A 12,701-nucleotide genomic window follows, 5' to 3' on the forward strand; every position below is an offset into this window, starting at 1 on the left:
CAGGCAATCTGGAATGAATTTTGGCTACGTTACTGTGAACGGAGTGAACAGTAACAATTCCTTTTTTATTTTTCCACTTCATACATATGCAGTTCATGAAGGGCTCTTGTTGCAGCGATATATCTCGCCTGACGCACAAGCGGGTTCTGGTCTTTCTGCGGAAATACTGCAAATACCTGATCAAATTCCAGACCTTTTGCCAGATAGAATGTCGTAACTGTAAGACCTTTCTTAAAGCTTGTGCTGTTTCTGTCCAGATAAGACAGACGTTCTTTTATATCAAATCCTTTTTCTCCCAGAATTTCTTTCAGAAGAAGCCACATATGTTCTGCTTCTTTCTCTGTACGCAGGACAACCGCTGCTGTTTCATATTCTTCTTCGCCGAGTTTCAGAGTTTCTGCAATCTCTTCCGCAGCATGGCTCATATCTGCAAATATTTTCTCCTCCACCGGAGCACCATGACGTTCAAAGAGTTCCATATCTTCAATACCCGCAAGCTGATTTGCATAAGACGCAATCTCTATGGTGTTACGGTAACTCTTATTCATAATGATCTTGTGGATATCCCTCCCGAAAATCTTCGGCAGAAATTTCAGCACATCCTGCTGTTTATCATCCATAGTCTGTGCCCGGTCACCCAGGATCGTCATTCTGCAGGAGAAAATCCTCTGCAGAATTTCATACTGAAGCCTTGAGTAATCCTGCATCTCATCTACCACCAGATGCTTGATATTGCTTCTTCCCTGCTGGCTCTGCAAACGATATTTCAGGTAAAGAACAGGATAAACATCCTCATATTTCAGCTTTCTTTTCTCATAAGAAACACGCGGAAGTCCTTTGTATCCATTTTCTTTCAGAAACTGACTGTAGATCACATAAAGATCTCCGGTCACATACAGCTTCATGAATTTCTCACGGATCAGGTCTTTCTCATCATCTGCCAGATCACGGTCCCGCAGAGTTTCCACCTCGTCAATGAAATAATCTGCAACTGCATCCATCCTTGAGAGCAGTGGAAAATCCTGGAATTTGAAATAAAACAATTCAATAATCTCTGATTCTTTCTTTACAAATCCCTTATATTCCACATCTTTAAAATTCATCAGCCGGTCTTCCAGTTCCACCAGATAGCGTTCCATAAGATTTATAAATTCCATGGACTGCTTTTCCTCTGCCAAAGAAGCTTTCTGCGGAAAACGGATTCTGCGTTCAATCTCATCATAGCGGTCTTCGCAGTCAGAAACCGTATCCCGAAGCTGCTTATAAGCAAAAAGATCAAAGCTCATTTCCTTAATATTCTCTTCTCCCAGTTCGGGAAGGATGTGGGAGATATAATCGGAAAACACTCCATTTGGTGACAGGATCAGGATATTGGAAGACTTCAGATTCTGTCTGTCATGGTAGAGAAGATAGGCGATCCTGTGAAGTGCCACGGAAGTTTTCCCGCTTCCTGCTGCACCCTGGATCACCATGATCCTGTCTTTGGTATTTCGGATAATGGCATTCTGCTCCTTTTGAATGGTACGGATAATGTTCTTAAGCTGTACCTCACCGTTACTTCCCAGCTCTGCTTTCAGGATCTCATCATCAATCTTCACATCACTCTCAAATTCGTAGATCATTTTTCCGTTGCGGATCTTATACTGCCATTTCGAAGCAACCTCGCCATGGATTTCACCCATGGGAGCCTCATAAGAAGCCGGTCCTTTGTCATAGTCATAAAACAGACCGCTTACCGGAGCACGCCAGTCGTATACTAATGGAATATGCCCTGCTTTCTCTGCAAAATTTCCAATTCCAATATAAAAGATCTCCGGTTCGTCCTCTCCTTCGTAAATGAAATCCACTCTTCCAAAAAATGGAGAATCTGCCATTCTGCGAAATCTCTGTTTCAGGATCAGCTGCTCTTCATTTGCGGAAATCTGGCGGAACAATGCCTGCTGATTATCATAATTCTCATAACCATACTGATCCATCTCTGTATAATTTTCCCAGTAATACTCATGCATTCCCTCAATCTCTTTCTGGCCTTCCACCAGAGAAAGGCTGATTTCTGTGATACGTTCTTTTAATTTTTCCAGCACATAGCCCAGATATTCTCTGCCGTTTTTCTTATCTGTCATATTGTTGATATCCTCTAATATTTGCAACTGTTCAGTAACTTCACAGCTACAATACTCCTTATTATTGTTATCATTTTCTCTTGTTATTATGATGATAAAATATAGTTACTGTTCACTCCGTTCCCAGCAACACGCTTCGCGATGCAGGAAATATGAACCTCCTTGTGCAATGCCCAAGGAGTATCGTTTGCTTCGCAAACTTAATTTATGCTAATCGCATAAATTCGCGCGGTATGTCTCGGGTTTTCTGTGACCTTCGCTCACAAAAAACACCTCGCGGGATATTACCAGTGAACAGTAACAAAATATATCAATTTTCGTAGATTGGTTTTTAATTATAACATATTCCCCTCTTACAGAAAAGACGTAAATCCGGCAAAAATCCCTCAGCCGGTATCTGTGTGATCCTATATCTTCCTGGCGAAGGAAATATCTGCATTAGCCTGAAGCCAGACATATTCTCTTTCACAAATACCCCTGAGGGATTGTAACTTTATATTTTAAGCAGTTGCCTTATTCTCAAACTGGCTGTTATACAGATCAGCATAAAAGCCTTTCTTGGCCAGAAGTTCTTCATGATTTCCCTGCTCGATAATGTCACCGTCTTTCATAACCAGGATCAGATCTGCATCCTTGATGGTAGAAAGTCTGTGTGCGATCACAAAGCTGGTTCTGCCCTTCATCAGATTGTCCATGGCTTTCTGGATACGCACTTCGGTTCTGGTATCTACAGAGGAGGTTGCCTCATCCAGGATCAGGATCTTATTATTGGCAAGAATTGCCCTGGCAATAGTGAGAAGCTGTTTCTGTCCCTGGGAAATATTACTGGTTTCTTCATCCAGAACCATGTCATAGCCGCCCGGCTGCTGCATGATAAAGTTGTGCACATGAGCTGCCTTTGCTGCTGCGATCACCTCTTCATCTGTTGCATCCAGACGTCCGTAACGGATATTTTCCATAATGGTTCCTGAGAACAGCCAGGTATCCTGGAGCACCATTCCAAACATCTCTCTCAGACTGCTTCTGTTAAAGTCTTTGATGTCATAACCATCTACCTTAATACTTCCGCCATTGAGATCATAAAATCTCATAAGCAGTTTCACCATAGTTGTCTTTCCTGCACCTGTGGGACCTACAATGGCAATCTTCTGGCCATCCTTCACATCTGCTGAGAAGTCATTGATAATGATCTTATCCGGATTATAACCGAATTTTACGTGTTCAAACTGTACATCTCCTGTAAGAGTATTAATATCTACAGGGTTCTTCTCATTCTGACTCTCTTCCGGCTCCTCCAGGAATTCAAATACTCGTTCGGAAGCTGCTGCTGAAGACTGTAACAGGTTTGTAATCTGTGCGATCTGCTGGATTGGCTGTGTAAAGTTACGGATGTACTGGAAGAAGGACTGGATATCACCCACCTCAATACTTTTTTTAATTACAAACACGCCGCCTAAGAGAGCTACCATTACATATCCAAGGTTACCTACAAACTGCATGATGGGCATCATCATTCCTGAGAAGAACTGAGATTTCCATGCAGATTCATAAAGCTTCTGATTGTCTTTTTCAAATTCTTCTACTACATCATTCTCTTTGTTGAAAACCCGGACCACATTATGACCGCCGAAGTTCTCTTCGATCTGACCGTTTACTTTACCCAGATAGCTCTGCTGATCCTGGAAGTATTTCTGGGAATGCTTCATGACAGTCTGGATGATGAACATGGAAACCGGCAGGATCAGAAGTGCTGCCAAAGTCATCCACACGTTAATGGAAAGCATCATAATAAATACACCGATCAGAGTTGTCACTGATGTGATCAGCTGCGTCAGACTCTGGTTCAGACTCATCTGCAGAGTGTCCACATCATTGGTGATACGGGAGAGGATCTCTCCGTTTGTTCTGCTCTCATAATAATTCAGAGGCAGTCTGTTGATTTTCTTTGAAATATCTTTTCTCAGATTATAGGTAACATCATTGGAAATCCCTGACATTACGAATCCCTGTACAAAGGAAAAGCATGCACTTAACACATATAATCCAAGTGTCCATAACAGGATCATCCCGATCTTTCCGAAGTCAATTTCACCGGTTCCGTTTACCTTGGCAACCAGGCCGTTAAACAGCTCTGTGGTCGCCTTACCTAAAATCTTAGGCCCTACAATACTAAACACAGTTCCCGCTACTGCAAAAATAAACATCAGTATAAAGCGGAATTTATATCGTCCCATATAGCGGAAAAGCTTAGCCATGGAGCCCTTGAAGTCTTTCGCCTTTTCGCCGGACATCATACGTCCATGTCCTCCCATAGGACCTCTTCTTCTCTGTTCGCTCATGCCAGTTCCTCCTCTGATAACTGAGATCTTGCAATCTGCTGATATACCTCACAATTTGCCATCAGTTCCTTATGAGTTCCAATGCCTGCCATATGTCCATCGTCCAGTACAATGATCTGATCCGCACCAAGGATGGTACTGATCCTCTGGGCAACGATTACGGTAGTTGCGTCCTTGGTGTACTCCTTCAATGCCTTTCTCAACTGGCTGTCAGTCTTAAAGTCAAGGGCAGAGAAGCTGTCATCAAAGATAAAGATTTCCGGTTCCTTTGCAATGGCTCTGGCAATGGACAGACGCTGTTTCTGTCCGCCCGAAACATTGGTACCTCCCTGTGATACAGGGGATTCATATTTCTTCGGTTTGGTATCAATAAATTCTGTAGCCTGTGCAACCTCTGCTGCTTCTTTTACCTGTGCATCAGTGATCTCCGGCTTACCATAGCGGATATTGGAATCAATAGTACCCGAGAAAAGTACACCCTTCTGCGGCACATATCCCAGCTTATCACGAAGTTCTTTCTGAGTCATGTCGCGGACATCCACACCATCTACTTTAACAGAACCCTTTGTCACATCATAGTATCTTGGGATCAGGTTGATCAGGGTACTCTTACCGCTTCCAGTACTTCCGATCACTGCGATCGTCTGACCTTTCTTTGCTTTAAAGGAAATGTCTGTCAGTACATTCTCACCTGCTTCCGGGTAAGCGAAGGATACATGATCAAATTCAATCTCACCTTTCACACTTTCTGACGGATGTACCGGAGTTTCCGGATCCTGAATGGAAACCTCTGTTTTCAGAACCTCATCAATACGAAGTGCTGCAACATTTGCTCTCGGAAGCATAATGGACATTGCAGTGATCATCAGGAAGGACATAATGATCTGCATTGCATACTGGATAAATGCCATAACATTACCAACCTGCATGGTTCCGTTGTCTACTGCATGGGCACCACTGTAAATAATGAGTACAGATACTCCGTTCATGATCAGCATCATAAGGGGCATCATAAAAGTCATACATCTGTTGACAAACAGGTTTGTTTTTGTCAAATCCAGGTTTGCCTTCTCGAAGCGCTCTTCTTCATGTTTCTCACGGCTGAATGCACGGATAACAGGAATACCTGTAAGGATCTCACGGGATACCAGATTCAGTCTGTCGATCAGGGTCTGCAGGATAGTGAATTTGGGCATTGCCACCTGGAACAGCACAAAGATCACAACCAGGATCAGTGCAACTGCCACCCCAAGGATCCATGTCATAGAAGAATCTGTATTCAATACCTTGATCACGCCACCAATACCAAGGATCGGCGCGTACAGAACAATACGGAACATCATTGCCATAACCTGCTGTACCTGCTGCACATCATTGGTGCTTCGGGTAATCAGGGATGCTGTGGAGAATTTATGATATTCTCTGCTGGAGAAGCTCATAACCTTACGGTAAATACTGTTTCTCAGGTCATGACCAAGTCTGCCTGCCACTCTGGCCGAAATAAATGTGACGCTGATTGCTGCCAGCATGATCACCAGTGCCATGGCAAGCATTCTGATACCTGACATCAGGATGTAATGCATCTGAATGGCATCCACATCTTTCCCCAGTGCTTCATATTCTGAAGCAACAAAGGAAACACCAGCCTGTGTCACAATAGACTCCGGCATATCTTTCAGCTTCTCATCCATCTGACTCATAATCTGCTGTACTGCTTCTTCCGGCATCTGCGCCAGCGCTGTCAGTGGGTCTGTTCCCTCCGGAAGGCCCATCTGTGCAACCATTGCCCGCCCCTGTTCACTGTCTTCGGAAAAGGCAGATACCATCATCATTGCCTTGGAGAAATCCTCATTTAAATTCTCTTTGGTTTCTTTGGAAATATCATCGTTTAATACCCAGGTATCATCTTCCTGTGTATAATTCTGTGAAACTTCCTTTTTTTGATCCTCATCCATAAAAATCTGAAGATTCTGCAAGGTTGAATCCCGAAGCTTATCCGGCACACTGTCTTCAATACCTTTCTGCTGGATACCTACATTAATGATCTTGGAGGTATAATCCGGCAGGGAAAGATCACAGTACGCCTGCAGAAACAGAAGTGCTATGATCAGGACAATGTATCCCGCTGATTTCTTCAGATACTTCATCAGTTTAATCATTGCTTGATTCCCTCTTTTCCTATTTTTAATATGTATGTCTGTTTAAACTCACGTGTCAGTTCTTTCACAGACAATATTATTTTTATCTGAACATGCTGATACAGTTTTCTCAATCTGCTCCACCATGTATTTTTCAGTTTCTACCTGTTGACAGGTATCTCCGACATATTATCCAGAATCTGCCCAAAAAACCTTCGTAAAAGACATAGCTCTGCTTCGCTGAAATTGCTGAACATCACTTTTTCCACAGCTTTGCTTTCCTGCTGAATCTCCTCCACGATTTTTTTTCCGTTTTCTGTCAGATATACACGCATAATGCGTTGGTCTTTATCATCACGTCTCCTGCAGACAATGTCTGCTTTCTCCAGACGCTGGATACTTACATTAACAGTGGGCGGTGTTACACACATCCACTCTGCAATCTCCTTCTGGCTGCAGCCGTTATGTCTGTATACGATCATAATAATCGGCATCTGTCCCTGCTGGATACCGATTTCCCGTATACGCTGCATACATCTCATACCATATTGGCGGTTGATCTCCATAAAAAGCGCAGGCATGCTTTTCTCTTCTCGTTTCTCTTTCTCATTCTTCTCCTCTTCCGGGCACCACATAGCTTCACTCCTTTCCGGCCTCTGTCCTCTTTCAGGTCTGATATTATTCTTTAATTAGCCTGACTAATCATATATAATATACTTTTAGACAAAAAATGCAAGTGTTTTTTGTGCAGTTTATAATTATTTTAGATTTAGCTTTGATATTTCCAATTTGTAAATATTCAATTTTATTTTGCCCGGCTAATTTTTTCATCTCAGGTCGAATAAAATTTCCAGTATTCTTCAAGTTCTATCTCTGCATGACTTCTTTATAAAATTCTACAAACACATTAATTGCCGGAGACCGCCATTTATTTTTGTGGAGCAGCAACTGTGTCCATACAGTTACCGGGCAGCCGGCAACATCCAGTCTTTTAATCTGTCCGTCTTTCACATATTTCTCCGAAATAAAATCCGGAAGAAAGGAAAGCAGGCTGCTGTTTTTTACCAGTTCACATATCTGAAGCGGATTTCCGATTTCAAGAACCGGACGAATTTCCAGTGATTGGGACGCAAGGGTTTCATTCAGTATTTTTCTGTAGCTCATGGCTTGTTCTGTTAACACAAACTCATTCTGAGAAATTTCACTTAATTTCCATGAACAGCCTGCAACAGGATTATCAGCCGCTGCAATAAAATGTACCTGTTCTTCCTGTTCCGCACAAATAATAAAATCCGAATCATAAATATGCCTGTCCAGAGTAAAAACCAGATCTGTTTCGTTCTTCCGCAATTTATCAAACATCTGCTCTGTACCGTTTTCTGTTATCTCCACTTTTATTTCCGGATACTGATGATGAAAACGCAGAAAATCATTTTTAAAATATCTGCTGCAGACAGAACTGGACATAGACAACCGGATCTCGCCTTCAATGCTTTCAGCCGAATTCAGCGAATCGAGCATTTTTGCCTGTGCCTTCAGAATATTTCGAGCCTGCTGCAAAACTAAAACTCCCTTTTCCGTAAGATTGATTTTATGATAATAACGGTCAAACAGCCTGACATCAAGTTCCTTTTCCAATTGTTTAATCTGTGAAGAAACTGTAGACTGCGTATATCCCAGTTCCTTTGCAGCAGCCGAAAATCCGGAATATTCACATACTGCAATAAAAGTTTTTAACACATTTGTATCCATAGTTCATTCCTTCCCATAACTTTCCAGTATTTTTCCATTGAAACATTGAATCGTTATTTTTTATAAACGATATTTTCAATAATATACAACAAAACAATCAATTTTACAAATATTGTTTTTTATCTTATAATATCCCTTATATGAACTTCTGAAGGGAGCGTTATCTTATGAAACGTGAACAGCTTGGAAGCCGGCTTGGCTTCATTATGCTTTCCGCCGGCTGCGCCATTGGCTGCGGAAATGTATGGAAATTCCCGTGGATGTGCGGGCAAAATGGCGGCGGCAGCTTTATGCTGATTTATCTTCTGTGTCTGGTCATCCTGGGAATCCCGGCTCTTGTGTTGGAATTTTCCATCGGAAGAGCGGCTCAGACAAGTCCCCTTTTCATGTACCGTAAGCTGGAAAAGCCAGAACAGAAATGGGGGATTTTCGGCTGGTTCTGTCTGCTTGGCAACATTGCCCTGATGGCATTTTACACTGTTGTCTGCGGCTGGATCATTTATTATTTTGTACAGTTTCTCAGAGGTAAAAATGGTTCACTGGGATTTTCAGCCATGATCTCCTCTCCCTCTGTGAATGTATTCTTCTTACTGGTCACTGTAGTCATTGCATTTTTCATCCTTTCCTTCAATCTTCAGGGAGGACTGGAGCGTGTGACAAAATATATGATGTCTGCACTGCTGGTGCTAATGCTTGCTCTCGCTGTGCATAGTCTTTTTCTGAAAGGCGCAGGTGAGGGAATGACCTTTTATCTGAAACCGGATTTCTCAAAGATTGATGGTTCGGTGATCGTAGGGGCAATGAACCAGGCATTCTTTACTTTATCTACAGGTATGGGTGGCATGGCTATCTTTGGCAGCTATATTGGCAAAGAGCATTCTCTAATGGGGGAAGCTATTCATGTGATCACACTGGACACACTGGTTGCTTTTCTGGCAGGAGTTATTATTTTCCCTGCATGCTTTACCTTTAATCTGGAAGTAAATGCAGGTCCGAGCCTTCTGTTTGATACAATGGCAGCAGTTTTTAACAACATGTCCGGAGGTCGCATCTGGGGTTCCTTATTCTTCCTGTTCATGGTATTTGCAGCTATGTCAACAGTTCTGGGAGTGTGCGAAAACATCCTGGCAATGATACGTGAGCTTACCGGCTGGTCTCGTCCAAAAGGCAGCGTGGTCTGCGGCACAGGTGTCTTTCTTCTGGCACTTACCACAGCCCTTGGTTTCAGCGTTTTCCACTTCCAGCCATTTGCCGAAGGAACTACCTGGCTTGATTTCTGGGATTTTATTGTTTCCAACAATATTTTACCCCTTGGCTCTCTCATCCTTGCACTCTTCTGCTGTAATAAGTTCGGCTGGGGATGGGATAACTTTATCAGAGAGGCCAATACAGGTAAGGGCTTAAAGGTACAGAAGTGGATGAAACCACTCTTCCGGTTTGTACTTCCGATTATGATTGCCTTTATCTATGTTTATGGTATGAGTACATTCAACTGGCGTTAAAATCAAAGTCGTTTACAGCAAGCGCCAGGCATTCCCAGATTGCTTTGCTGCTTACAAATATCTGCCTGGACTTGGCAAAAAAATAAGCTCCGTGGATTTTTCTTTTATCCACAGAGCTTATTTTCTTTGTCAGGCGGATATTCGCAATCCGCTCCGCTATTTACTTGATTCGGTTAAATCAGACAGATAAATCTCCCTCTGATCAGTGAACTTTCTGATCCAGCATTCTCCGGATCAGCTCAATTGTATCCTTCAGTCCATAGTTGGCACTGTTGATGCACAAATCATAATTCTCCGGTTTTCCCCATTTCTCACCGGTATAAAATTCATAATATTTCTTATGCTGCTTATCCATCTGCTTCAGAAAACGTACTGCCTGCTTCAGATTCATATTACGGATATCCATAACATGCTGTATACGAACCTGAAAAGGAGCACTGATAAACAGGCTGATATGCGGAATGTGATTATTCTTAAGAATCGTGTCTGCGCAGCGTCCCATGATCACACAGTCTTCACTCTTTGCCAGTTCACAGATCAGATCACTCATATTGAAAAATACGGCATCCTGCTTCGGAAGTCCGTGATAACGGTTAAATTCCCTGAACCAGGTTTTCAGATCTGTATGTTTTTTCTTTCTGTATTTATCAAATCCCTCAAAACTGCCGGCATCACCCACTGCATTTTTATCTGCCTGCAGACGCTTCATAACCTGATCAAAAATCTCTGCATCATAATAGTTGATCTGAAGCTGATCTGCCAGTTCAAAGCCGATATCATTACCGCCGCTTCCCTGTGTACGGCTGATACAAATGATCAGATGGTCGTTCTCCGAAATCTCATTCTGGCGTCTTGCAATCAGATTATTCAGACTGATACGTTCTTTATCTACAATATCTGTCTGTCCAAATGTATCCGGAAGACTTTCAATCTCTTTCAGAATACTGTCATACTCTATCATAAGACGTCTTCTCTCGCTCTTATCCCTGATGGTACGGGCCATGTTACTGATCAGCGCCAGTTCACTTCTGAGCAGATGTCCGTCCGGCTTGGTATACATCAGTGCTGCCAGATGACGGAGAGTTGTTTCTTTTTGTCCTGTAAATGTACGTCCCAGAGAGGAACCCACACATTTATAAACTTCTTCGTCCAGGTTATAAATGCGTATTGCAAGTTCTTTACATTTTTCCTGATTATCCTGCATAATGATCCTCCCTCCTTATAAAAAGAATACAAACATATCGATAATAAACACCGGAATCAGAAATGCCACAGACCACAGCATATATCCGAAGAATGACGGCATCTTCACACCATTCTCATCAGAGATTGCCTTTACCATAAAGTTTGGGGCATTTCCGATATAAGTGTTGGCACCCATGAATACCGCACCACAGGAAATCGCAGACAGAATCTTGGTAGGTACAGTTCCCAGTGTGGTTGTAATTCCATTGGTAAATGCCAGCGTTCCTGCTGTTGTAAGGAATACCAGATACGTCGGTGTATTATCCAGGAAACTGGAAAGCGCACCGGTTGCCCAGAACATCTCTGCCGGTTCAGTAACTCCCAGATTCGGTCCTACCGCTTTCAGAAGCATCAATGCAGGCTGCATGGTGATAAAAATACCGATGAATAAAACCGCAACCTCCTGGATCGCACCCCAGGTAAAATGGTTTCTGATACGGATCTGCTTATCTGTTGTCTTAAAGGAAAGAAAGGCTGCAAGCAGAATGATCACAATTTCGATCAGTGCCGGGAATGTCAGGGTTACTTCTCCAAAAAGATGAATGCCTCTTACATTGCCTGCGGCATCCTGAAATGCGGACATTCCCGGAAGTACACCGCTTAAGATTACCGCGCCAACGATCATCACAAGGAAGATGATATTGTGCAGTCCATCCAGACGAAACTGAGTACCCGGTTTACGGATATCCGGTTTACGGCCATTTGCAATATCTTTTCTGTAGGAACGTTTATCAATCTGATAAAATACAAACAGCAGAATGACCATATTAAAGATCAGTACAGGGAACAGATGCAGGCTCCAGAAGAAAGGAACGCCTCGCATAAATCCCATTAACAGCGGCGGATCTCCGATTGGTGTAAGACATCCACCCATATTGGAAACCATGAAGATAAAGAAGATCATAATATGTCCTTTTCTCTTTCTCCATGAATTCATTTTAATTACCGGACGTACCATCAGCATACTGGCACCGGTGGTACCGATACAGCTTGACAGAAGAGTTCCCAGTGCAAGCAGACCTACATTAACACGGGGGGAACCTGCGAAATCACCCTCCATGGTAATATTACCAGATACGCAGAACAGGCCGAATAACAGAATGATGAATGTAAGATAATCATTCACAATACAGTCCAGAACTGTCTCTGCAGTCTTTCCGGCTCCATAAACGAAAGCAAATGGAACCACCATCAGAATGATCCATAAGGCAACAACCAGTGGCTGATGAGACTCCCACCACTCCGCTTTTACCAGAGGCATCACTGCAATACATAACAAAAGCCCTGCAAAGGGAATGCAAAGCCATACAGGTACTGTAGATGGTGCTTTACTGCCTTCTGCCGCAAATACACTCAACGGGCAAGCCAGAAGAACTGCAAAAAAAGCACCCAGTACGGTCACCAACTTTTTCAAAACTGCCACCTCCATATTGTATTTTCGTACAGCGCGATTATCATTCAGGAGATTTTTTTCATATACGTGTTTCTTCCTATTTAATATGCGCTTGTTTTTTACAGATGCAATTATATCATACAGCATACAAAAATCAATTGTGTGGATAGTGAATATTTATACTTTATTTCCTGTTTTTTTATACATTT

9 protein-coding genes are annotated in these 12,701 nt (G+C 42.6%); 1 reads left to right on the forward strand and 8 read right to left on the reverse strand.

The genetic code is table 11. From position 1 onward, the window contains the following. Positions 1–65: 65 nt before the first annotated feature. The 5 genes from G4417_RS10185 to G4417_RS10205 all read right to left on the reverse strand — a co-directional run bounded on the left by G4417_RS10185 (position 66) and on the right by G4417_RS10205 (position 8,352). On the reverse strand, positions 66–2,123 hold the full coding sequence (locus G4417_RS10185; RefSeq protein ID WP_173683409.1) for a HelD family protein: 2,058 nt from the start codon (positions 2,121–2,123) through the stop codon (positions 66–68). A 500-nt stretch (positions 2,124–2,623) separates the two neighbouring features. Next, complete coding sequence (locus G4417_RS10190; RefSeq protein WP_173683408.1) at positions 2,624–4,462, reverse strand: ABC transporter ATP-binding protein; 1,839 nt, start codon at positions 4,460–4,462, stop codon at positions 2,624–2,626. Then, positions 4,459–6,621: an ABC transporter ATP-binding protein gene (locus tag G4417_RS10195; protein WP_173683407.1), complete on the reverse strand. Its 2,163-nt coding sequence runs from the start codon at positions 6,619–6,621 to the stop codon at positions 4,459–4,461. Before G4417_RS10195 ends, G4417_RS10190 begins: the two co-directional genes overlap by 4 nt. A 140-nt stretch (positions 6,622–6,761) precedes the next feature. After that, positions 6,762–7,235, reverse strand: a complete 474-nt coding sequence (locus G4417_RS10200; RefSeq protein WP_173683406.1) for a MarR family winged helix-turn-helix transcriptional regulator — start codon at positions 7,233–7,235, stop codon at positions 6,762–6,764. Between the two features lie 232 nt (positions 7,236–7,467). Next, positions 7,468–8,352, reverse strand: coding sequence for a LysR family transcriptional regulator (locus G4417_RS10205; RefSeq protein WP_118633832.1), 885 nt, complete (start codon positions 8,350–8,352; stop codon positions 7,468–7,470). A 167-nt stretch (positions 8,353–8,519) separates the two neighbouring features. On the opposite strand from G4417_RS10205, the gene G4417_RS10210 reads away from it, so the two are divergent. Beyond that, positions 8,520–9,854 (forward strand): sodium-dependent transporter, encoded by a 1,335-nt coding sequence (locus G4417_RS10210; protein WP_173683405.1) that lies wholly within the window; start codon positions 8,520–8,522, stop codon positions 9,852–9,854. Here G4417_RS10210 and G4417_RS17190 read toward each other — a convergent pair. The 3 genes from G4417_RS17190 to G4417_RS10220 form a co-directional block, all read right to left on the reverse strand. After that, a complete protein-coding gene (locus G4417_RS17190; protein WP_274603787.1) occupies positions 9,841–9,966 on the reverse strand; it encodes a hypothetical protein in 126 nt (41 codons plus the stop codon). The two genes, G4417_RS10210 and G4417_RS17190, sit on opposite strands and share 14 nt — an antisense overlap. Before the next feature lie 90 nt (positions 9,967–10,056). Beyond that, positions 10,057–11,058 carry an AAA family ATPase gene (locus G4417_RS10215; protein WP_173683404.1) on the reverse strand — a complete coding sequence of 334 codons (1,002 nt, stop codon included), beginning with the start codon at positions 11,056–11,058 and terminating at the stop codon, positions 10,057–10,059. A gap of 15 nt (positions 11,059–11,073) precedes the next feature. After that, positions 11,074–12,513: a sodium:proton antiporter gene (locus G4417_RS10220; protein WP_173683403.1), complete on the reverse strand. Its 1,440-nt coding sequence runs from the start codon at positions 12,511–12,513 to the stop codon at positions 11,074–11,076. Positions 12,514–12,701 lie beyond the last annotated feature (188 nt).

The sequence above is a fragment of the Blautia wexlerae genome, from assembly GCF_013300825.1.
GTDB classification, from domain to species: domain Bacteria; phylum Bacillota; class Clostridia; order Lachnospirales; family Lachnospiraceae; genus Blautia_A; species Blautia_A wexlerae_B.

Excerpts from the sequence above, each read along its gene's own strand:
- G4417_RS10185 (WP_173683409.1), bottom strand. The coding sequence starts at position 2,123 with ATGACAGATAAGAAAAACGGCAGAGAATATCTGGGCTATGTGCTGGAA.
- G4417_RS10190 (WP_173683408.1), bottom strand. The coding sequence starts at position 4,462 with ATGAGCGAACAGAGAAGAAGAGGTCCTATGGGAGGACATGGACGTATG.
- G4417_RS10195 (WP_173683407.1), bottom strand. The coding sequence starts at position 6,621 with ATGATTAAACTGATGAAGTATCTGAAGAAATCAGCGGGATACATTGTC.
- G4417_RS10200 (WP_173683406.1), bottom strand. The coding sequence starts at position 7,235 with ATGTGGTGCCCGGAAGAGGAGAAGAATGAGAAAGAGAAACGAGAAGAG.
- G4417_RS10205 (WP_118633832.1), bottom strand. The coding sequence starts at position 8,352 with ATGGATACAAATGTGTTAAAAACTTTTATTGCAGTATGTGAATATTCC.
- G4417_RS10210 (WP_173683405.1), top strand. The coding sequence starts at position 8,520 with ATGAAACGTGAACAGCTTGGAAGCCGGCTTGGCTTCATTATGCTTTCC.
- G4417_RS10215 (WP_173683404.1), bottom strand. The coding sequence starts at position 11,058 with ATGCAGGATAATCAGGAAAAATGTAAAGAACTTGCAATACGCATTTAT.